Annotated in this window: 19 protein-coding genes; 8 read left to right on the top strand and 11 right to left on the bottom strand. The window is 64.0% G+C overall.

The window, feature by feature from the left end:
* Positions 1–30: 30 nt before the first annotated feature.
* The 7 genes from AC3WVS_RS09275 to AC3WVS_RS09245 all read right to left on the bottom strand — a co-directional run bounded on the left by AC3WVS_RS09275 (position 31) and on the right by AC3WVS_RS09245 (position 10,246).
* Positions 31–486 (bottom strand): toxin-activating lysine-acyltransferase, encoded by a 456-nt coding sequence (locus AC3WVS_RS09275; protein ID WP_492318362.1) that lies wholly within the window; start codon positions 484–486, stop codon positions 31–33.
* Positions 483–1,415 carry a TolC family outer membrane protein gene (locus AC3WVS_RS09270; protein WP_492318361.1) on the bottom strand — a complete coding sequence of 311 codons (933 nt, stop codon included), beginning with the start codon at positions 1,413–1,415 and terminating at the stop codon, positions 483–485. The genes AC3WVS_RS09275 and AC3WVS_RS09270 overlap by 4 nt, the downstream gene beginning before the upstream one ends.
* Before the next feature lie 26 nt (positions 1,416–1,441).
* Positions 1,442–5,800 (bottom strand): cadherin-like domain-containing protein, encoded by a 4,359-nt coding sequence (locus AC3WVS_RS09265; protein WP_492318360.1) that lies wholly within the window; start codon positions 5,798–5,800, stop codon positions 1,442–1,444.
* Positions 5,797–6,660, bottom strand: a complete 864-nt coding sequence (locus AC3WVS_RS09260; RefSeq protein WP_492318359.1) for an SEL1-like repeat protein — start codon at positions 6,658–6,660, stop codon at positions 5,797–5,799. Before AC3WVS_RS09260 ends, AC3WVS_RS09265 begins: the two co-directional genes overlap by 4 nt.
* Before the next feature lie 442 nt (positions 6,661–7,102).
* A complete protein-coding gene (locus AC3WVS_RS09255) occupies positions 7,103–7,501 on the bottom strand; it encodes a hypothetical protein (RefSeq protein WP_492318358.1) in 399 nt (132 codons plus the stop codon).
* Positions 7,501–8,367, bottom strand: a complete 867-nt coding sequence (locus AC3WVS_RS09250; RefSeq protein WP_492318357.1) for a hypothetical protein — start codon at positions 8,365–8,367, stop codon at positions 7,501–7,503. Before AC3WVS_RS09250 ends, AC3WVS_RS09255 begins: the two co-directional genes overlap by 1 nt.
* A gap of 1,102 nt (positions 8,368–9,469) precedes the next feature.
* Positions 9,470–10,246 carry an NAD(P)H-dependent oxidoreductase gene (locus AC3WVS_RS09245; protein ID WP_492318356.1) on the bottom strand — a complete coding sequence of 259 codons (777 nt, stop codon included), beginning with the start codon at positions 10,244–10,246 and terminating at the stop codon, positions 9,470–9,472.
* Positions 10,247–10,333: 87 nt separating this feature from the next.
* Between AC3WVS_RS09245 and AC3WVS_RS09240 the strand changes: the two genes are divergently transcribed.
* Together AC3WVS_RS09240 and AC3WVS_RS09235 are read left to right on the top strand one after the other, a co-directional pair.
* Complete coding sequence (locus AC3WVS_RS09240) at positions 10,334–11,227, top strand: LysR family transcriptional regulator (RefSeq protein ID WP_492318355.1); 894 nt, start codon at positions 10,334–10,336, stop codon at positions 11,225–11,227.
* Between the two features lie 105 nt (positions 11,228–11,332).
* Positions 11,333–11,719 (top strand): nuclear transport factor 2 family protein, encoded by a 387-nt coding sequence (locus AC3WVS_RS09235; RefSeq protein ID WP_010810825.1) that lies wholly within the window; start codon positions 11,333–11,335, stop codon positions 11,717–11,719.
* A gap of 165 nt (positions 11,720–11,884) precedes the next feature.
* Here AC3WVS_RS09235 and AC3WVS_RS09230 read toward each other — a convergent pair whose 3' ends face one another.
* A complete protein-coding gene (locus AC3WVS_RS09230) occupies positions 11,885–12,310 on the bottom strand; it encodes a RidA family protein (protein WP_018315435.1) in 426 nt (141 codons plus the stop codon).
* Between the two features lie 200 nt (positions 12,311–12,510).
* Here AC3WVS_RS09230 and soxR point away from each other — a divergent pair, with 200 nt between their 5' ends.
* Positions 12,511–13,026 (top strand): redox-sensitive transcriptional activator SoxR, encoded by a 516-nt coding sequence (soxR, locus tag AC3WVS_RS09225; protein WP_492318354.1) that lies wholly within the window; start codon positions 12,511–12,513, stop codon positions 13,024–13,026.
* Here soxR and AC3WVS_RS09220 read toward each other — a convergent pair.
* Complete coding sequence (locus tag AC3WVS_RS09220; protein WP_492318353.1) at positions 12,989–13,369, bottom strand: c-type cytochrome; 381 nt, start codon at positions 13,367–13,369, stop codon at positions 12,989–12,991. The genes soxR and AC3WVS_RS09220 overlap by 38 nt on opposite strands.
* Before the next feature lie 178 nt (positions 13,370–13,547).
* Here AC3WVS_RS09220 and AC3WVS_RS09215 point away from each other — a divergent pair, with 178 nt between their 5' ends.
* Both AC3WVS_RS09215 and AC3WVS_RS09210 read left to right on the top strand, forming a co-directional pair.
* The gene (locus AC3WVS_RS09215) at positions 13,548–13,961 is read left to right on the top strand and encodes a hypothetical protein (RefSeq protein WP_492318352.1); all 414 of its coding nucleotides are present in this window, start codon (positions 13,548–13,550) and stop codon (positions 13,959–13,961) included.
* A 131-nt stretch (positions 13,962–14,092) separates the two neighbouring features.
* The gene (locus AC3WVS_RS09210) at positions 14,093–14,752 is read left to right on the top strand and encodes a DsbA family oxidoreductase (RefSeq protein WP_492318351.1); all 660 of its coding nucleotides are present in this window, start codon (positions 14,093–14,095) and stop codon (positions 14,750–14,752) included.
* Between the two features lie 78 nt (positions 14,753–14,830).
* Here AC3WVS_RS09210 and AC3WVS_RS09205 read toward each other — a convergent pair whose 3' ends face one another.
* Positions 14,831–17,119 (bottom strand): nitric-oxide reductase large subunit, encoded by a 2,289-nt coding sequence (locus AC3WVS_RS09205; protein WP_492318350.1) that lies wholly within the window; start codon positions 17,117–17,119, stop codon positions 14,831–14,833.
* Positions 17,120–17,153: 34 nt separating this feature from the next.
* Positions 17,154–17,867, bottom strand: a complete 714-nt coding sequence (gene ytfE, locus AC3WVS_RS09200) for an iron-sulfur cluster repair protein YtfE (protein WP_492318349.1) — start codon at positions 17,865–17,867, stop codon at positions 17,154–17,156.
* A gap of 152 nt (positions 17,868–18,019) precedes the next feature.
* On the opposite strand from ytfE, the gene norR reads away from it, so the two are divergent.
* The 3 genes from norR (at position 18,020) to AC3WVS_RS09185 (ending at position 21,950) form a co-directional block, all read left to right on the top strand.
* The gene (gene norR, locus AC3WVS_RS09195; protein ID WP_492318348.1) at positions 18,020–19,585 is read left to right on the top strand and encodes a nitric oxide reductase transcriptional regulator NorR; all 1,566 of its coding nucleotides are present in this window, start codon (positions 18,020–18,022) and stop codon (positions 19,583–19,585) included.
* A 152-nt stretch (positions 19,586–19,737) separates the two neighbouring features.
* Positions 19,738–20,166, top strand: coding sequence for a polyhydroxyalkanoate granule-associated phasin (locus AC3WVS_RS09190; protein ID WP_492318454.1), 429 nt, complete (start codon positions 19,738–19,740; stop codon positions 20,164–20,166).
* 209 nt (positions 20,167–20,375) lie between these two features.
* Positions 20,376–21,950: a histidine kinase N-terminal 7TM domain-containing protein gene (locus tag AC3WVS_RS09185; RefSeq protein WP_492318347.1), complete on the top strand. Its 1,575-nt coding sequence runs from the start codon at positions 20,376–20,378 to the stop codon at positions 21,948–21,950.
* Positions 21,951–21,957 lie beyond the last annotated feature (7 nt).

Here is a 21,957-nt window from a genome sequence, read left to right as displayed (position 1 = left end):
GCGGTAGGCGGGCCACCGGCCCGCTGCGGCTTACTCCTCCAGCACGCGCATCGTTCGCTCGCCCTCCGGTGCTAATTGATGTAGCACCTTGCCCTTGAATACCGTCGCCCTCAGATCAGCCAGCACGTCCTTGGCCCCGCCGTAGGGGGCGAACACGTCGATCAGGAACGGCTTGTCGCCCGACTTCCAATCTCCGGGCGCCAATTGGTATGGCGGCTTGGCAAACCGCTCGACCACAGCGTCGGAGAGATAGGCCCAGGTCACGAAGGCCGTGGGCATTTCGCCCCGCATATACAGCTTGGCCTGCTCCAGGATCAGCGGCGGCATCACGCGCCATTCCAGGTCAGCGAAGAAGTTGTGGCGCGTGGTTGGGTTGTTCATCATCAGCCACGACACCGGCCCCAGCAGCGGGATCTTCTTGATGACGCGCTGCGCTTGCTCGGCAGCAAATTTCATCAGCTGTTCGTTGTCGGTCGGGATAGTCATTGGATACTCGTCCTGGATTGTTTCATGCTGGCAGCAGCTGGCATGGCGGGCACTGCCGGCGTTTCCTGCTGTGCGTTATTGGTCAGCAGCGCATTCACGCTCTGCACATCCACCTCAGTCAGCGTGCCCGCCGCCGCCTTCAGCCGCATGCCTTGCAGGATGGTGTCGTAGCGTGCCTTCGCGAGATCACGCTGGGCCGCAAAGAGTTGTTGCTCGGCATTGAGCACGTCGATGTTCACGCGCGTGCCGATCCGGTAGCCGATCTTGTTCGCGTTGACCGAATCCAGGCTCGACGTGACCGCAGAAGTCAGCGCCTCGACCTGGGACAGGCCGCTCGTCACACCACCGTAAGCTTGCCGCGCCTGCGTCGCCGCCTGGCGCCGCGCCGCTTCCAGCTCTGCGCGCGACTTGTATCGATTGGCGATCGCCTCGGTCACGCGCGAGTTGACGGCGCCGCCCTGGTAGATCGGGATTGTCAGCTGCAGCCCGATGGTGCCGGACTTGACCCGGTTCTCGATGTCCGCGGGCGAGGTCATCGAACCCGAGGTGTAGTTGTTGCCATAGCCAGCCGTGAAATCCAGCGTCGGCAAGTGCGCCGCGCGGTTCCGGGACAGCTCTTTCTCGGCAACTTCGACCGCTGCCAACTGCGTGCGGACTACCGGGTTGTTCTCCCGCGCATGCCCCATCCAGGCATTGACATCCTTCGGCTCGGGACCCGGCAGGGTCACGTCAGCCTTCAGGCCCGCTACAGGCTCGGACAATGGCCCGACCAGCCGTTCGAGTTCCGCCTGCTTCGCTTCCTGGTCGTTGAGCGCCTGCACCAGCTGCGAGCGGCCCAGGTCGTGGCGGGACTGCGACTCGTACACATCGGTAATGGTTGCCTCGCCCACGTCGTAGCGGCGCTGGGCAAGCACGCGCTGCTGCTCCACGGCCCGCAATTGCGCCCGGGCAACTGTCACGCTGTCGCGCGCGTGCCGTGCTGGCCGTTGCGCACGGAGAACACGGTCAGGTCTGAGCGGGGGTTATCCACGTCCCAGTCGTTGGCCAGCAGCGTCGCCTGCTCGATCAGCAGTACGGTGTCCTCGTCGGTGGCGACTGTTTCACCCGTCACCACCGGCGCGTCATTGACGGGGCGGATGTCGAGATTGACCGTGGCGGGCGTCAGTCCACCGTGACCATCCGACACCCAGTAGACAAAGCTGGCCGGCCCGAAATAATCCTGGTCGGGCAGGAACCGCACGTTGCCGTGGCCATCGAGGGCCACAAGGCCGTGCGTGGCGTCCGAAACACGCAGGATGCTCAGCACGTCGCCGATGGTGGGCGTATCCACATCGAAATCGTTGGCAAGCAGTTGCGCCGAGGTGAACAGCACGCCGGTATCCTCATCGATAGCAGCCGTTTCGCCAGCGGTGACCGGCGCGTCATTGACCGGCGCAATGTCCAGATAGACGCGGCCGGTCGCCTGCAGGCCATACTCATCCTCGACGGTGTAGCGGAAACGCGCCGGCCCCCAATAGTCGGGGTCAGGGGTGAACACAATGCGCTGGCTGCCGTCGGACAGCAGTGTCAGGGTCACCGTGCCATTCTCGCCGCCGTAGACGTTGATCAGGCGCAGTGGCTGGGTCAGGACGTTGCGCGAGGTATCGTTGGCCAGCAGCACTGCCGCATCGATGGCATAGCGAGTGTCCTCGATGCCTGCGACCTGCTCATCGGCTACGTCAGGTGCGATGAGCTGGATATCCTCGCCGTTCGGCCCGGCTGCCACGCGGTCGGGCGTTGCGGTCAGGATCGTATCGTCACTTGCGACATCGTAATTGACACCAGCCGCCGGCACTGATCCGATCAGATCCAAAGTGACTTCGACTGGCGACCCGAGCGTTGCCTCGCTGCCAACTGGAGGCGTCGCCGATGGCAAGGAGTTGACCGGCACCTGTACAAAGGGCGGCTGGGCCATAGTCGGTTGCAGCTGGCCCGGCGAATCAGCCGTCGTCGCAAGTTCTGTCGGCAGGTGGCTGATGGTGTTGTTGCCGTTTGTATCGATAGCGGGGGCTGGCGCATCGGGTTGCCCGCCACCTTCTGCCGCGTTGGCAACGCCAGCCACGGCACCCGCCGCGACACCCAGCAGCGCGCCAGCGCCCGCAAACAGGCTGTCGCTACTCTTGATCCACTGATCGCGGATGGCAGCGAAGGCGTCAGTTGGGCTAGCTGGTGGAGCGCTGGTAACACGGCCGTCGGCCATGCGCACCGTATCGGTACGCTGCGCAGGCCTGCCGGGATTCGGGTCGTCCTTCGAGGTCAGGCGGCTGTCATCTTGTTCGACGCGGGTGGCAGTAGCCTGCCCGACCGGGGTCGTGCCCTCGCCATCGGCCACGCGGTCATCGGCGGCGACGATCGCGTCTTCGGCAAGCGTCTGCTCGTGCTGCTTGTCGCTGGCGGTCTTGATGCGACTGTCGCCTTCGGCGACTTGCATCTCAGCGCCGGCATCTTCCAAGGCTACGCCACCATGGGTATGGCCAGCTTCGCCTGTGTAATCATGGGTGACGACGGCATTCAGGACCGTTTCGCCGCCCTCCTTCGCGTGCAGCATGCCGGCAAAGGCGTCAAGCCGGCCATCGCCGTCCGTGTCCACAAACGCCGCCTGATAGGCGTCGCCACGCACGTCCGCCGTCAGGTGGTGCTCGGTGACCGTCATGACACTGCCATCGGCGGCACGCAGGACTGGTGGCGCGCTGGTGAAGTCCAGGCTGGCGATACCCCGGTCGAGGAACGATGCGAACTCCCCCTGATCGGTCTGGCCGTTGCGGTTAACGTCAAGCCAGATGCCCAGGGCGGCAAAGGCCGGGTCGGAGGCGTCCAGCTTGCCGTCGTGGTTGACATCGAGCCATTGCAGGCTGTTGCGGGCATGGGCGGCGGAGGCATCCGGGTCGTTGGTCAGGATCTCGTTCTGCCCGATCCTGCCATCGCCGTTCACATCGATGGAGAGGATGCCCTGGTTGGCCTTCACCCAGTCCGTCTGCTCGATGTAGCCGTCCAGATCGACATTCTTGCCGATCCGGCCAGGGTTCACACCTGCAGGCAGTTCCGACTTCAGGTCGACCGTCAGCGCAGTAAAATGCTGGTGGATGCCATCAGCGTCTGTCTCAGGCATGCCTGCGTCGGCCTTGGCCTCATGCCAGTCCGGGCTGTGCAGTTGCTGGCCGGCCCGCGACCGGCTCTCTTCAATGCTGCCGGTCACAGGAGCGGTGACGACACCAGATTCGCGCATGTGGGCAAGCACCGATTCCGCTTCCCATGCCGGGGCAATGGCAGCGAACGCCTGCTGCATGAACTGCTGCGCAATGGTCGCCTGGCTGGTGTCATAGCGCAAACCGGCGCCGTCATAGTAGCGTCTCTGCTCCTGGCCGTTGTCGTCGATCCACTTGAGATACAACTGACCGCCATTGTCGTTCAGGCGCGCCCCATCAGGATCGAAGATATAGCCGATGGTCGGCAGGCGCTGTGGAATGATGGCGTAAAGTGGGTTGCCGTTGGCATCCACCAGCTGGGCAAGCGACACCTGCAGGGCATCGACCAGGCTTTGCAGGATGTTGGCAGGCGTCGCGCCGCCATCCTCGGCATCGGTGGTCTTGAGCACGTGAATGCTGCCGTCCGGATTCCACACAGCGGTGGCTTCACCTTCTAGCGTCGGAAGATCCTTGGCGAACACCGCCGAGCCGATCATCGTGACGGCTATCGCCGCAAAGGCTACCGGAGGGCAATAAGCGGTGTATCCCGCTACGGCCATGCCAGCAGCAATAGCACTCAGCGCAGCGCCGGCGGTCTGGACGCCGTTGCCGTCCTCGATTGCCTTCAGCAGCGTGACAACACTGGCGACAAATGCCAGGGCACCAGCCACTTGCCCAACTGTGGCGGCGGCGTCCAGCAAGGAGGCCGCGGAGCCCGACTCGGCCTGGAAGGCAACGATGCCTTGTTGCTTGAGCACATTGGCATACATCGCCGCAGCCTGACTGCCAAGGTTCAAGCTTGATGCGGCAATACCCAAGCCATCCCCGTCCTGGATGGCATTGAGCAGGTTCATTCCCGCAGCCAGTGCGTTCAAGGCACCCGGTATGCCGTCGGGAAGAATTTTTCCGCCGCTTACGCTGTCGAGACTGGACAGCATGGCCGCGCTCGCAAGCGCGATGGCTTTTGTATCGCCGGACTCGATGGCTTGCATGAGAGATTGCAAGCTTTGCACGCTGCCCAGCACGTCTTGCAATGGCACCGGGGATGAATCCGAGGAATCGGGATGGGAAGTGATATCGTCAGGCGTTGGGGCGGTATCAAGATGGGCAAGCGAGGCGACCTCTGTGCCTTCAATGAAGTCGAACTCGGTGGCCCCCTCATGTGGAAGAAGGCCGAAAGCACTTTCAGGTACCGTGTCGCGTTGTGGCCCAAGTATGGCGTAGGCTTCTTCCGCCGTCATCTCACCATTTCGTATGCGATTCTCTGCCTCAGCGCCCACGAGGCCATAGGCGACTATTTCGGCGGGAATGTCGAGCACCACATACTGATCACCAAATTCACCGGGCAGCTCCAACTCACTGATAAGCCCGGCCTTTCGCAGCTCCTGTATGGTTGGATCGCCCTTCGGGTATAGCATCTTGCAAATACCCTCGCCCGGCTTCATGACGCCGCCCTTGCCTTGCCCCCAGATTTCTTCTAGCGCCTTCTCGGCGGCGGGATTCGCTGCGCCGCCTGGGTTGGACAGAACTTTGCCGGTCACGGCACCCACCAGGCTATTGAAGCCCTCCGCACAAGCAAGCTGATTCGTAGCGTTGCTTGGCGTAATCCATTCGAGACCGGCCGAAAACACCGACTTGCCACTATCGATGGCGGAACCCAGTATCCCTCGTGCGGTACCGGTATCCCACTCTGTGTGGCCGTTGTCGTAATAGATCTTGCCGTCCAGCTTCACCGGATTCGCAGACTGGGGGAACAGCTTGTTGTCGATTGCGAATTGCTGAAACTCGCCGGCTCGCGCATTCAGCGCATCGCGGGTGATTTCCAGTTGGTGACGTTCCAGCGCAGACAGATTGGGCTCGTTACGCAGACGCGCTTCGTACTGTGTCGCCTTGGCATAGTCCTGCTTGGCCGTATCGAGGAAGTCGTTGTATTGCTTGACGGCAGCGAGCTCATTGAGGCGCGCTTGGGATATTCGCTCTGGCGGCGCCTTATGATCCACCAAATCTTGTGCCGTCGCATTCCATCTGGAGACGGCGTCCTGCAACTGATTTGCTTGTGCTTTCCACTGTGTCTGGAGCGTTCCCATCATTCATCTCCAAGCCCAAGTGCAACACATTCATTCAAGGTCGGGGACCATTTGGCTAGCTGCTCTGCCAACGCCACATTGTGTGAACTGGGGTTCTTGAGCGGATTGATAAGCTGAAAGATGACCGTGTTGAATTCTGAATAAACCACGTATTTTGAAGCCAACTGCTGCCAGCAATAGAGTCGCTTCCAGTCAGCATCATTGATGATTGGCTTGCGCGCGAGATAAATGGCTATCGACGCGGCGCCACCGTAGCCTTCTCGCTCCGATCGAATTTCCGCATCGAATCCTTCAGCAACATTCCGCGGAAATCCATAAATTCCTCTCAAGAAAAAGGAACCAACATTCCGCAAACAGGCGGGATGGCCAAGTTCAGCCCCTCTTCGTAGATAGGCAATGCCCGTATCAATGTACTTTGCTTCTTTGCTGTTGGGGTCTGTGTTAATCAAGCTCAGGTATAAGCACATAGCCCCCGTATCTCCGCCAGCAGCCAATTCGGTAAGTCGCGTCAGTGGCGCCTTTACGGAGTAGCGGATACCGGTGGACGGCTGGAGAACCTGTAACGCGATATACGCCAGTTCATAGCCGTCATCTGCCATGGCCATCCAGTCGGCCTCGCGCCGGGTGGTCCCATCCTTGCCCATGTACTTTGGCGAGCCCGTGTTCCAGGCGTACAGCTCGTTGAACAGGTCCCGTTCATACCCCACTCTCTTTTCTCGCGAAAGCTGCTTCGCCTTCTCGTAGTCAAATGGGGGGAGATCGTGGCGCTCTTGGGCGTGCGCCCAGAGCACGACCGATGCAAGAAGAATTGCGCCAGCAAGCAACGCCGCATCAAGCAACCGACGATTCTTGACGAGTTTCATTGGTAAGCGACCAAACATTCTACATTGCCCCTTCGATTACTTCTCATTGCTACAACAACCGCTTTTCGCGGATCACGAATCCCCACCCACGAAGATCGAGTCATCTTTGGCTGACGACCTTCGTTGCTTCTCCACAGCAAAAAAATCGAGTCGGGCGTTTTTGCTCTCCGAGTTTGAGTGCAGGCACTATCCCACCAGCGAACCGAAAATAGTGAGACCGCTAGAACAGACCTCTGAGAATCGGGCGCACGCATCGTACCAAACCTATTTTCCGGTTCATGCCTGAATATTCCCCAACAACTACCAGAAAATTCAGAATAGAAACAATAAGATCAGAGTTTAAATTCGCTAGTATCAGCTCGGAGTCGCGTTCAGTGCCTGGACACGCCAGGATACCGCTAGCGATCTGGACCACTCCATTGTTTATGGCAATTGTTCACATTTACTCGTGAGATGTCCTGCGGCGGGTTCTGGAACCAGCTTCACCGGGATTCCCGGACTGAGGGAACAGCGTGTTGTCGTTTGCGAATTGCTGAAACTCGCCGGCTCGCGCATTCAGCGCATCGCGGGTGATTTCCAGTTGGTGACGTTCCAGCGCAGACAGATTGGGCTCGTTACGCAACCGCGCTTCGTACTGCATCGCTTTCGCGTAGTCTTGCTTGGCGGTATCCAGGAAGTCGTTGTACTGCTTGACGGCATTAAGGTGCTTGATTTCCGCTTGGGCTATTTGGCCGCTCGTAGCGTTGCTCGCGGAGAGCTTAAGTGCCACATTCTCCAAGCGCAATGAATCTGCGCGCAACTGCTGCGCTTGGTTTATCCACTGATCTTGTAACGCAGACATCAATCATCTCCCAGGCCAAGGGCAACGCATTCGCTCAATGAAGGTGCCCACCTTTCAAGCTCGTCTGCAAGTGCGAAATACGTCGGCTTCGGTGGCCGTCTGAAGGGGTCGCGAAGCTGCGAAATTACAGTATTGAGATCTGAATAGACGGTGTAGTGCCTTGCCAGATACTGCCAACAGTAGAGCCTTGTCCACTCTTCATCGCTTTCTGCTGATTGCTGCGCAAGATAGGTAGCTATGAGTCGTGCCCCGCCGTAGCCTGCACGTTCAGCCCCTATGGCTGCGGTGATACCTGCTGGCACATCCTTCGGATACCCGTGAATTCCGGTCATCAGATAATAGCTAACATCCCGCAAGCAAGCCGGATGCCCAAGTTCCGCACCTCGTTGCTTGTATGCATAACCGGGTTTAATGTACTGCGCTTCCTTCCCCGCAGGATCTCTATCAATGAGATAGGTGTACAAACACATTGCCCCGGCATCTCCGCCATCGGCTAATTTGGTAAGTCGAGCCAAGGGCTTGTCGACGGAGTAGCGAATACCGGTGGACGGTTGGAGAACCTGCAGCGTGATATAAGCCAGCTCATACCCGTCCTGAGCCATGGCCATCCAATCAGCCTCACGGCGATTTGTGCCGTCGATACCCATGTACTTTGGCGAGCCCGTGTTCCAGGCGTACAGCTCGTTGAACAGGTCCCGTTCATACCCCGCTCTCTTTTCTCGCGAAAGCTGTTTCGCCTTCTCGTAGTCAAATGGGGGGAGATCGTGGCGCTCTTGGGCGTGCGCCCAGAGCACGACCGATGCAAGAATTATTGCGCCAGCAAGCAACGCCGCATCAAGCAACCGACGATTCTTGACGAGTCTCATTGGTGAGCGACCAAACATTCTGCATTGCCCCTTCGATTATCTTTCGTTACTGCAACAACCGCCTTTCATGGATGCACGAGTGCCCCCGCCCACGGCAGACCGGGTCATCGTTGGCTGGCAACCTTCGTTGCTTCTCCACAGCAAAATCGAGTCGACATTCTTGCTCTCCTAGCTTGAGTGAACGCACGCATCCAAGGCCACCAGCGATCCGAAACTAGGGTGGAGCGCTAGAACACACCTCCGAGAATCCGGGCGCACACATCATACCAAGCCCACTTTCCGGACCATGCAGGAATATTCCCCAAGAACCATCAGAAAATTCGGAATATAAATACTAAAACCAGAATTTAAATTCTCTAATATCGGCCAGGGATCGGGTCCGGCGCTGGGCCACAGCAGGATATCGCGGCCGATTTGGCCTACTCCCTTGTTTATGGCAATTTTTCACATTTTCGCGTGAGATGTTCTGCGGCGACTGGCTCTGGAACACCAGCAGCACGCAATCGAGGGGTGGTCGTTCAGCTTGATGTCGGCCTCGCCCTCGAATGGGGTCGTCGCCGAGCCGGTACAGTCGGTACCAGGAATGGAGTAGTCGAGGGCGAGTTGCTCGCTAGCATGCGATCCCTATTGGTACCCGGCAAATGGCGTCACCCGGCTTCATGACGCCGCCCTTGCCTTGCCCCCAGACTTCTTCTAGTGCCTTCTCTGCGGCGGGATCCACTGCTCTCCCCGGGTTGGACAGAATTTTCCGGTCACGGAAATTGTTTACATTTTTCTCATGAGATAGACTGCGGAGGGTTCTGGAACGAACCCCAGCAACTCGCAGTCGCGATGATTGTCGTTCGGCTCGGTAGCAGCACCGGCCTCAAAAGTAACGTTGCCGGGCCGGTGCAGTTGATACTGGGATGACGCTGTCGAGGGCGAACTGCGCGTCAGGAACCTAGGTGCGCGTGTCGATCTAGCGCAAACTCCGGCCAGGGGAAATCGCGCGGCGGTGATGGGGCGGGTAGGTAGGGGATTTGCCCGAGATGCGCACGGTGGCGGCGCGGGCGGATATTCGGGCGGAGAAAGTCCGGCATGGGTGCGGCGAGCGGCCTGCCGCCTATTCCACATGCGCCCCGAACCCCACCGCCCCCGGCGCAACCTCCTCGCGAAGCGTCAGCTGCGGAATCTCGTAGTCCCCCGCGTTCTGCCGCCGGAACGGAATCGGTGCGGTCGTCCCCAGCGCATCCAGCCGCTCGCCCAACTCCTCGCGAATCCGGGCAAAGCGGGCCTCATCAACCTTGCTGGTCCGATACACCAGGTACGGCGGCAGCACGTCAAACCCGGGGTAGTACAGGATGCCGTGGTGGATCGGGAACAAGATGTCGTCGATCGGGCCATTGATCCCGCGCGGGCTGTAGTGCGATTCCCAGCCGCCGGTCGTGACGATCAGCATGGCACGCTTGCCGGCGAGCATGCCCTCGCCATAGCGGTCGCCCCAGCGCTCATCGGAGTGCTCGCCGACGCCGTAGGCAAAGCCATAGGCATAGACACGCTCGACCCAGCCCTTCAGGATGGCCGGCATCGAGAACCACCACAGCGGGAACTGCAGGATGACGGCGTCGGCCCAGTGCAGCTTGTCCTGCTCATGCGCGATGTCATCGCTCTGCAGCCCGTTCTCGAAGGCGTGCTTGGAATCCAGTGACGGATGGAACGGCGTGTCGCCGGGCCGGGCCTTGGTGTCGGCAGCGTCGAGCTGGGACTTCCACTGCATCGCATACAGGTCCGAGACCTGGACCTGGTGCCCGGCATCGCGCAAGCGTTGCACGGCAAAGTCGCGGATCGCACCGTTGAGCGACCTCGGTTCCGGGTGGGCATAGACAAGCAATACGTTCATGACAGCGGCTTCCAATGATTGAGTGAAGCCAGAATAGGCCGTCGTCCGCTATATTAGAAATGAATATCCAATATTCCAGGTATTGTCATGACTAATCTCAGGCGGCTGGACCTGAACCTGCTGGTGACGCTGGATGTGCTGCTGTCCGAGTACAACGTGACCCGCGCGGCCCAGCGGCTGCACCTGTCGCAGCCTTCGGTCAGCGTGCACCTGTCCAGGCTGCGCGATTACTTCGGCGACCCGTTGCTGTTGCCGGGCCCGCGCGGCATGCGTCCCACCGCCAAGGCCGAATCGCTGCGCGGGCCGTTGCGCGAAGCGCTGGGCGCGCTGGAGCATGCGGTTTCGTCCGATAGTCCGTTCGATCCCGCTGCCTCGACCCACACCTGGCGCGTGGCCGCGACGGATTACGGCGAATCGACCATCGTGCTGCCGGCGCTGCAGGCGCTGCGCATGGCGGCGCCCGGCGCGCGCCTGGCCGTGGTCGAGATGGTGCCGCCGCGCATCGCCCGGCAGGCCGAGCGTGCGGAACTGGACCTGGCCTTACACACCACCGATGGCTCGCCGCCGGGCCTGCACCGGCGTGCGCTGTTCACCGAGCGCTATGTGTTGGCGGGCCGCGCCGGCCATCCGCGGCTGAAGCGGCGGCCCACGCTGGCGCAGTTCTGCGCGCTCGACCACGTGATCGTGTCTCCGGACGGCGGCGGCTTTTACGGCGTCACCGACGAGGCGCTAGCACTGACCGGCATGCAGCGGCGGGTGGTGCTTTCGGTGCCCCACTTCCTGTTTGTCACGTCGGCCGTTGCCAGCACCGATCTGGTGGCGATGCTGCCCGAGCGGTTGGTGCGCGGCGTGCCGGGACTGAAGGTGGTGGAACCGCCTGTCGAAGTGCCGGGCTATGAGATGTCGATGTTGTGGCCAGAGCGCGTGCATCGCGATCCGGCGCACCGCTGGCTACGTGAACTCATCGCCACATCGGTCTAAGCGGCGGCGTCCTGCACGTTTGCATACAAAACTGGAATACAATCAGCGCTTTCAACGTGCGGCATGAGGTGGTAACCCGGTGCCGCCCCAGTTTTGGAGGAGACCATGACGTATTCAGAAACGGGCCTGACTTCCCGCCACGTGGCCGCGCTCGCGCCAATCGAGGATTACCTGCAGGGCCATATCACCGGCAAGGCCGAGTTCATGTACAAGGCGTTTGCCGCCGATGCGCGCATCGTCTCGTTCCGTGATGGCAAGCTGCATTCGCTGACGGTCGAGGAATTCGCCTCGGCGCGCTGCCCCGGCCATCCCGCGGCGGACGAGGCGCAGCGCAAGCGCTTTATCACGCAGTTCGATGTGGTGGGCAATGCCGGCGTGGCCAAGGTGGTGCTGGAGTATCCGGGCGTGACCTTCACCGACTACATGACGCTGCTGGAGATCGACGGCGTCTGGAAGATCGTCAACAAGACTTTCAGCGCCGCACCGCGCTGAAGATGGGACAGCCGCTGCGGCAAAGCGCCGCAGCGGTGCAGCCCAGGCCTGCTTTGCGGCTGCAGGCAATCCTGCCTTTGGCATCGGCCCGAAGAACATTGCCTTCATCCGCCCGCGCCCGACCACGCGCGCCACTTCGGCGATCACGCAGTCGTTGAGTTGCGGTCAGCCCGGCAGCACCGCGGTCGCTTCGATCTCGAACAACATGTTGTCCAGCGCCAGCCGCGGCACCGGGATCAGCGTGCAGGCCGGCGTCGGCTTGTCGCCCCACATCTCGCGCAGCGCCGCGCCGAAGGTGCGCAGGCGGTCGTGCGAGTGGTCGACCACCAGCACCGTGAGCTTGGCCACATCGCCCACGTCGGCGCCTGCCGCTTGCAGCGCGATGCGCAGGTTCTGCATGGCGCGTGCCACCTGGCGCGGAAAATCGAGCGGCAGGCAGCCGGCCGCGTCCTCACCGCCCTGCCCCGCGATATAGACGATGCGGGCCGGGCCTTCCACCATGGCCACATGCGAATAGCCGTTGGGCCGCGGGTCGTACAGGCCCTCGGGATTGATGAGGCTCAGCGAGGGATTGGGGCGGGCAACCGGCATGGTGGGCATTGAAGGCAGCGCGGGCATAGCGGGGGAACGCAAGGATGAGGGCGAGAACGGGAACATGGTCATCAGCTCTGTATTTGAGGCGTGGCGAACAGTGGAGTCGCAAGTATCAAACCTCAACCTAGCTTTAGGTCAAGCGCAGCCTTGGTGGTAGCATGGACATTCCTCCGTTCCACTGGTGTCTTCCACTGCCGATGGCTTCCGCGAACAACCTCCCCTCACCGCGCCGACGCCGTGCCGCGCCTTCAGAAGAACTGCTCTCCATCGGCGAAGTCGCCGCGCGCACCGGCATTGCCGTATCCGCCCTGCATTTCTATGAATCGCGCGGCCTGATCGCCAGCACCCGCAGCGGCGGCAACCAGCGCCGCTATGCGCGTGCCGTGCTGCGGCGCCTGGCCGTGATCCGCGTGGCGCAGCGCATGGGGCTGCCGCTGGCGGTGATCTCCGATGCCATGCAGAAGCTGCCGGACGGGCGTGCGCCCACTGCGGCCGACTGGCGCCGGCTGTCGGCCAGCTGGCGCGATGACCTGGATGAACGGATCCGCACGCTCACGCAATTGCGTGACCAGCTGGATGGGTGTATCGGGTGCGGGTGTCTGTCGTTGAAGGATTGCCCGTTGCGGAATCCGCATGACGCGCTGGCCGGGGAAGGGCCAGGGCCGCATTTCCCGCCTACTGCAATGTCTGCAGGTAAGCCAGCAGATCGCTGATCTGCTTGTCGTCGCTGAGACCCCAGAAGCGCATCTTCGTGCCAGGCACGACCTTGCCGGGCGAATGGATGAAGGCACGCAGCGTGTCATGCGACCACACCACCTTTGAAGCGCGCATCGCTTCCGAATACTGGAAATCACTGGTGCCGCCCGCGGCACGGCCGAAGATGCCGTTCAGCTGCGGGCCAAAGCCTGCGCGCGCGTTGCGGCCGACGTGGTGGCACGAGGCGCAGCGCGTGGCGAACAACGCCTTGCCGGCCTGGATATCGGCGGCGGCAGTGGCTGCGGTGGGGATGACGGTGAAGGCGGTCAGGGCCAGCAGGACAAAGGCGGTACGGCGCATGGAGCAGCTAGGGAAGGGAAGAGCTTCGGCAACGGGGTTGCATGATACAGGCGTAGCCAAGAGGTCCCGGCCCTGCAGCAGGGTTACACCACGTCACACTTGCAACATTTCGCGCGCCCCATATTACAGGCCCGCCCCCTACAGTGAGCCCATGTCCAACGCCCCTTGGGAGGCAACCATGAAACGAATCATCGCAATGGCGGTAGCAGGTGGTGCAATGCTGGTGGCCAGCGCCGGGGCGTACGCCGGTGTGAATATCGATATCGGCATCGGCGTGCCGGGCGTGGTGGTGGCCCAGCCGGCGCCGGTCTATCGTCCAGCCCCGGTCTATGCCCCTGCGCCGGTGTATGCGCCGGCTCCGGTTGCCTATGCGCCCAGCCCGGTAGTGGTGGCACCGCGCCCCGTCGTGGTGGCGCCGGTCCCGGTACGCTATGACTATGACCGCGGCTATCGCAGGGACTACCACCGTGGCTACTACCGGGAAGGCTACCGCGAAGGCTATCGGGACCACCGCCGCGACTGGCGCGAGCGCGAATGGGCACACCGTCATGGCGACAATGACGGCCACGGCCACGGGCGCCGCTGGGACTGACGGGTACTGATGGGGCGGGCGCGCGGCCACGGCCGCGGTGCCCGCCTGCAAGGATTCGCCAGTCAGGCTACCCTGTCGGCAGTTTCCAGATCCGGACCGGGGCCATGCCCCTGCCCACGCCAGGAGTAGCCATGCCCCAACCCATCAAGATCGACTTCGTCTCCGACATTGCCTGCCCCTGGTGCGCCATCGGCCTGTCTTCGCTGCAACTCGCGCTGCAGCGCCTTGGCGATGCGGTGGATGCCGAAATCGTCGTGCATCCGTTTGAACTCAACCCGGGGATGCGCCCGGAGGGCGAGGCGATCGTCGATTATCTCGGCAGGAAGTACGGGCGCACCCCGGCGCAGATCGCAGAGACCCAGGCCATGATCCGCGAGCGCGGCGCCGGCGTGGGCTTTCCGTTTGGCGAGCGCACCCATGTCTACAACACCTTCGATGCCCACCGGCTGCTGCACTGGGCGGGCCTGGAAGGCAAGCAGCTGCCGCTGAAGCTGGCGCTGCTGCGCGCTTACCATGCCGACAGCAAGGACCCGAGCAATCACGAGGTGCTGGTCGAAGCCGCGCAGGCCGTTGGCCTGGATGCCGCGGCGGCGCGCAAGGTGCTGGACAGCGATGACTATGCCGATGCGGTGCGCGCGGAAATCCAGGAGTACCAGCGCATGGGCATCCAGTCGGTGCCATCGATCATCTTCAACAACCGCTACCTGGTCACCGGCGGGCAGCCGGTGGAGGCTTTCGAGCAGGCCATCCGGGAAATCGTAGCCGAGGCGCAGCAGGCGGGGAACAGTTGAGCCGCCACGCATCGGCAGGATAAAAAAAGCCCGCCCGGAACCCCGGGCGGGCAAGCACTGCCTCTCGCTCCCTGTCTTTCAACGTGCCGCCGTCTTCATCCGCGCCGGCACCGCATCCGCCGCCACCGGCGTACGATTCGCCAGCCCCAGCACCACCTGCCAGGCAAACGACACCGCGCCGACGATAAACACCACATCGCCGAAGGTGCGCACCCAGCGCAGGGTCTGCAGGATGGGCTGCTGCATGAAAGCCTCGCTGCGCGCATACCAGGTGCCATGCTCGACGCTGGCCAGGAACTGGATGATGCCGATCGGCAGCAGGCTGGTGCCGATCATCAGCACCAGGCCGAGGTTCAGTCCCCAGAAGGCGGTCTTCATCAGCGTTGGGCTGAGCCGGTAGGCCGGACGCACGTAGCGCAGCACCAGCAGCGTGAAGCCCAGCGCCAGGAACCCGTACACCCCGAACAGCGCGGCATGGGCGTGCACTGGCGTGGTGTTCTGCCCCTGGATGTAGTACAGCGCGATCGGCGGGTTGATCATGAAGCCGAACACCCCGGCGCCCAGCATGTTCCAGAACGCCACCGCGACAAAGCACATCAGCGGCCACTTCAGGTCTGCCATCCATGGCGCGCGCCGCTTCAGGCTCCAGTTCTCCCAGGCCTCATGGCCCAGCACGATCAGCGGCACCACTTCCAGCGCGCTGAAGGCGGCGCCCACTGCCATCACGGGCGTGGTGGTGCCGGCAAAGTACAGGTGGTGGAAGGTGCCGGGAATCCCGCCCAGCATGAACAGCGAGGCCGAGGCCAGGCTGGCGGCCGTTGCCATCGGGCGCGACACCAGGCCCAGCGTGGAGAAGATGAAGGCCAGCGCGGTGGTGGCAAAGACTTCGAAGAACCCTTCCACCCACAGGTGCACCACCCACCAGCGCCAGTACTCCATCACCGTCAGGCTGGTGCGCTCGCCGTAGGCCAGGCCCGCGCCGTAGAACAGGCCGATTGCCACTACCGACGAGGTCAGCAGCGCCAGCAGGTTGCGGTCGGTGCCGCGCGCGCGCAGCGCCGGCAGGATGCCGCGCATCATCAGCACCAGCCAGATCAGAATGCCGGCGAACTTGCCGATCTGCCACAGGCGGCCCAGGTCGACATACTCATAGCCCTGGTGGCCCAGCCAGAAGTTCAGGTGGGCCGGCAGCTTCTGCGCGATCGCCAGGTAGTTGCCGGTGAACGAGCCCACCACCACGACCACCAGTGCCCAGAACAGGATGTCCACGCCCAGGCGCTGGTACTTCGGGTCCTTGCCGCCGTTGATCAGCGGCGCGAGGAACAGGCCCGCGGCCAGGAAGCCGGTGGCGATCCAGAACAGCGCGCTCTGGATATGCCAGGTGCGCACCAGTGCGTACGGGAACCACTGCGACACATCGATGCCGTAGAACTTCTGGCCCTCGACGGTGTAGTGCGCGGTAAAGCCGCCCAGCAACACCTGGAATACGAACAGCGCGACCACCAGGAACAGGTACTTGCCGAGCGCGCGCTGCGACGGCGTCAGCGCCACGGCCAGCAGCGGGTCGCGCGCCGGCGCCTGCGGCGGCGCTTCTTCCTTGCCGCGCAGGAAGGCCCACGCCCACACCAGGAAGCCGACACCAGCCAGCAGCACCACCACGCTGATCACCGACCACACCACATTCTCGCTGGTGGGCTGGTTGCCGATCAGCGGCTCGTGCGGCCAGTTGTTGGTATAGGTGGCCTCATGCCCCGGGCGCGCGGTCGAAGCGGCCCACGCGGTCCAGAAGAAGAACTGTGTCAGTTGCTCGCGCCGTTCGGCGCTAGGCAGCGTGTTCTCCTTCATCGCATAGTGCTCGCGCGTGGTGTGCAGCGCCGGCGCGTCGGAGAAGAGCTGGTCGTAGTAGGCCGCGGTATTGGCGATGGCCTGCGCGCGGCGCTTGGACACGGTCAGCACGTTGGTGTCCGGATCCGTGGCATTGCCGCGATATTCGGTGCGCAGCTGTTCGCGCAGCGCGCCTTGCTCCGGCGCGGTGAGCTTGGCGAAAGGACGGCCGTAGGCGTCCTGTGCGGCCAGGTCCAGCCACGCAGTCAGCTCGCGGTGCAGCCAGTCGGCGGTCCAGTCCGGCGCCTGGTAGGCGCCATGGCCCCAGATCGAGCCGAGCTGCATGCCGCCCACGGACTGCCATGCGGTCTGGCCGTCGAGGATGTCGTCGCCGCTGAAGAGCGTGCGCCCGTCGCCCACGACAACCTTGGCCGGAATTGGCGGGGCCTGCCGGTACACCTCGACGCCGTAGTAGCCGAGCAGGGAGAACGTGACCGCCAGCACGGCGATCAGCAGGAACCAGAGTCTGCGGTAGGAACCCATGATGCGAAGTCGTTGGTTATGGTGGCGGGAGAGCTCAGGCGTGCGTCGAGCAACCGCAGCCAGTGGCTTGCGCGGCGGCGGGCGCCGTGGCGATCTCGAACAGCACGTTGTTTTCCAGGTGGATGTGTTCCATCAGGTCTTCGCGCAGCGTGCGCAGGCCCAGGTAGAGCGCGCGCCAGGTATTGCAGGCCGCGCGCGGCAGCGTGATGTCGTTGGTCAGCGCCGCCAGCCGCTGCAAGGCCACGCCGTGGTCGTCATGCTCGGCCCGCATCACCGTGATCGGCCGGCCCGCGGCAGCATGCAGGCCGCGCGACAACATCGGGAACAGCACCTGCTCTTCCTTCTGCATATGCGTTTCCAGCTCGCCCAGCATCTCGCTCAGGTGATCGGCCAGGCCAAGCGGGCAATCGGGCCGGTCACCGTGCACCTGCTCGACGCGCCGCGCCAGGCGGATCAGCTCGGGCAACTGCTCGCGATGGCGCGCATGGAAGCGCGTGAGGATATGGTCGATCAGCTCGGCCGGCACCGCCGTGTTCCAGTCCTGCGCCGACGGCCCTTCGTCCTGCAGCGCGCGCAGTTGGGCGTCGATGGTGCCGACGGCAACCGCATCGAGACCCTTTTGCTGCGCGGCGTCGCGCAGGGTCTGCTTGCCCCCGCAGCAGAAGTCCAGCCCGTAGTCGTGGAAGATCCGGGTGGCACCAGGGATCAGGCGGGCCAGTTGGCCAAGCGAGTGGTCCTGCAAAGTCATGATGGTTGCTCCATGTGTAAGTTATGCCTGCACGACTTACGCGAGGAGCGTGCCTGAAAAAAATCTATCCGGATCAATGGGTTGAAACAACTGACGGTAACTAATACCCTATACTTCTCGCGGTACTTATCACCCTGACGGTATTTTTAACCATGCTACCGAGCGCGATGTATCCCGAGTTGCTGGCCGACCTTGTCACCGACCTGCCGCATGCGGTGCGCCTGCAGCGGCTGGTCAGCATGCTGCGCACGCATTTCCGCTGTGGCGCGGTGGCGCTGCTGCGGCTGGAAGAAGACCACCTGCGCCCGGTTGCGGTCGATGGCCTGGTGCGCGATGCGCTGGGCCGGCGCTTTGCGGTCGGCCTGCACCCGCGCCTGGCCGCGATCCTGGCGCGGCGCGGGGTGACCTGCTTCCATCACGACAGCATGCTGCCCGACCCATACGACGGCCTGATCGACGAGCACGTCGGCGAGCCGCTGCCGGTGCACGACTGCATGGGCACCAGCCTGGCCGTGGACGGCCAGCCCTGGGGCGCGCTGACGCTGGATGCGCTGGCGATCGGCACCTTCGATGCCGCGGCCCAGGCCGAGCTGCAGCGGCTGACGGTGATCGTGGAAGCGGCCATCCGCACCACCCGGCTGGAAGGCGAGATCCGCGCACTGCAGCTGGCACGCGGCACGCCCGAGGCCGACGAAGGCACGGCCCAGCATGGCGACATCGGCGGCGAGATCATCGGCCAGAGCGAGGCCATCGCCAACCTGCTGCATGAGCTCGAAGTGGTGGCCGATACCGACCTGCCGGTGCTGCTGCTGGGCGAAACCGGCGTGGGCAAGGAGCTGTTCGCGCACCGGCTGCACCGCCAGTCGCGCCGGCGCGCGCAGCCGCTGGTGCATGTCAACTGCGCGGCGCTGCCGGAGTCGCTGGCTGAAAGCGAGCTGTTCGGCCACGCGCGCGGCGCGTTCTCGGGCGCGACCGGCGAGCGCCCGGGACGCTTCGAGGCCGCCGACGGCGGCACCCTCTTCCTCGATGAAGTCGGCGAACTGCCGCTGGCGATCCAGGCCAAGCTGCTGCGCACGCTGCAGAACGGCGAGATCCAGCGGCTGGGCTCGGACCGCCCGCGCCGCGTCAACGTGCGCGTGATTGCCGCGACCAACCGCAACCTGCGCGAGCATGTGCGCGACGGCTCCTTCCGCGCCGACCTGTACCACCGCCTGTCGGTCTACCCGATCCCGATCCCGCCGCTGCGCGAGCGCGGCAACGACGTGCTGCTGCTGGCCGGGCGCTTCCTGGAGCTGAACCGCGCGCGCCTGGGGCTGCGCAGCCTGCGGCTGTCAGGCGGTGCGCAGGCTGCGCTGCGCAGCTACCGCTGGCCCGGCAACGTGCGCGAGCTGGAACACGTGATCAGCCGCGCGGCGCTGCGTGCCGTCAGCCGCGGCGCGGGCCGCAATGACATCGTGACGCTGGAGCCTGAACTGCTCGACCTCGACGGACTGGAAGTGCCCGCGGCACACCATGCCGGCGCCGGCATGGCCAGCGCGTTCGCCGCCCCGGCGCTTGCCGCAGGCATCACCCTGCGCGACGCGGTCGAGCAAACCCAGCGCGCCTGCATCGAACAGGCATTGAAGGACCAGGGCGGCAATTGGGCGCAGGCAGCGCGCCAGCTGGGTATCGATGCCAGCAACCTGCATAAGCTGGCCAGGCGGCTGGGGTGCAAGTAATTGACACACTAGGGTGCCAGGATGCCGGCATGGCGATGCGCGCCGTTACCGCATAAGCTAGTCCGGGTGTGCCGCCGCCCGTATCGCGGTATCGCCGTGTGCAGCAACTGCCGCCCCGCTGCGCGCACGCCCCACCACCGGAGATCCCCGTGATGATGACCGCAACGCAAGTCTTCTGGCCGCTCGGCTTCTGGCCGTTTCCCACCTTCTTCTCCGGCGCGCACCAGGTCGAGGCCATGCAGGCCGACTTGGCGGACAACTGGCGCCGCATGGCCGAGCTCAACCTGGAGTTCGCCCGCACCATGTATGAAGAATTGCAGTTCGATGCCATGGGCTCGATCCTCGCGCCGCAGCCAGAGGCCTTCTACGCGCGCGAGATTGCCTGCGAGCTGCCGCTGATCGGCGGCCCGCTGCACTATGCGTCGGCCATGCTGGAACTGTACGCGCGGACCCAGCAGAAGTGGATCGATGGCTGGGGCCACCTGCTGACGCGGGGCCTGATGCCTGACTGGCAAGGCATGCAAAAGGACGTCACCGACGTCCCCTTCTGGCTGGTCCGCGAAACCCCGCGGCCGGCATGACCCGGCCGCCCCCGCCTTGCGCCGTCGCGGCGATCATCCCGATCGGTTCGCCCGGCGCCAGGTAGTGGCGCGCGCGCGCCCCTTGCCTGCCACCTGTTGCATCGGCGCACCCACTGCCAAGCCAGCCGCGCAGCCCGGTATCATGCTGGCTGACGAGATCGCGGATCGCCGGAACCAACGCCCGGGTCTCGGGACGCGCTCCGCCTTCAATGCCCTCATATTCCCTGGTTCTCCTGCTTACCGTCGCCGTGGTCGCCTGCATCGGCATGGCCATCGCCACCTGGCCGCGGCGCGACGATCCGACCGTCCAGGCGTTCCTGGTGCTGGCATTCGGCGCGGCGACCTGGAGCGGCGGCCGCCTGCTCGAGATCAGCTCCACGGACCTGGAAGGGCGCATCCTGTGGGCCAAGATCCAGTACCTCGGGATCGTCGCCGTGCCGATCGGCTGGCTGGTGGCGATGGTGCACCTGAGCCGCCCGCGCTATGTGGTGCCCTGGTCCAGGCTGTGGCTGCCCGTGCTGGTGGCGGTGGTCACTGTGGTGATGGTCTTCACCAACGAGCGCCACCGGCTGATCTGGCCGCGCATCACGCTGATGCCTCCCGGGGTATTGCCGGGCGCGGTGTTCGACCACGGCATCGGCTATGCCGCGGTGGCGGCCTGGTCGTACCTGCTGCTGGGGGTGAGCCTGTATTTCCTGGTGACGGCTGAAGTGCCCAATGGGGCCTTGTCGCGGCGGGGCCGCGCCATCCTGGCGTCGGGCCTGGCCCTGCCCCTGGTTGCCAATGTCGCCTACCTCAACCGCTGGACCGGGCCGCTGGGCGGGGACCTGACGCCGGCGACGTTCTCGCTGATGGCGGTGCTGGTCTGGTTCTGCGCGCTGCGCACGCACCTTGACGATATCGGCCACTACGCCCGCCTGCGGGTGTTCGATGCCCTCAGCGAGGGCTGCGTGATCGTCGACAGCCACGGCGTCATCGTCGAATTCAACCCGGCCGCCGCGCAGCTTTGGCCGGCCCTGCGCCGCGGCGACCCCCTGCCCTCCGGCTGGGAAGCCGCGCTGCAGCACTCGCCTGCCGACACTGCCAAGCTCGCAGCCACGCCCTTCGTGCCGCCGGGCGCGCCCTTCGAGCTCACTGTGGAAGGGGTTGCCCGCCTGGACGGCAGGCAGATCGGCAGCCTGCTGTTTTTGCGCGACATCAGCCGCTTCCAGTCGCGCGAGCTGGCCCTGACCGCACGGCTCGGCCAGACCGAGGAACAGTTGTGGCAGGTGCAGGCCGACCTGGACATCGACGCCCTGACCGGCATCCGCAACCGGCGCTACTTCCAGCGCGAGTCGATCGCGGCCGTGACCCGGGCGTGCGAGCGCAACCAGGCGCTGGGCCTGCTGATCCTGGATGTGGACCAGTTCAAGCAATACAACGACCTGCATGGCCACGTGGCCGGCGACGACTGCCTGCGGCAGATTGCCGGCGCCCTGGCCCGCACGCTGTCCGGCGAGCAGTTCTGCGCCCGTCTGGGCGGCGAGGAATTCGCGGCGGTGCTGCCCGGCGCCACGCGTGAAGAGACCCGTGACGTGGCGCGCCGCATGGTGGCCGTTGTGCGCGATCTCGGCATCGCGCACAACGGCACGCCGGTGCAGCCGGTGGTCACCATCAGCGTGGGCGCGGTCTGGACCGTGCCGGAAGCGCCGCGGCTGGAGCCGCTGCTGCACCGCGCCGACAGCGCGATGTACCGGGCCAAGCGCGCGGGACGCAACCGCTTCATGCTGGACGGCGACGCCTGAGCGGTAC

The sequence above is a fragment of the Cupriavidus sp. CPT47-8839-RL05A genome (genome assembly GCF_058792255.1).
Note: the sequence above shows the minus strand (reverse complement) of the source record. Positions and strands in the feature narration are given on the sequence as shown.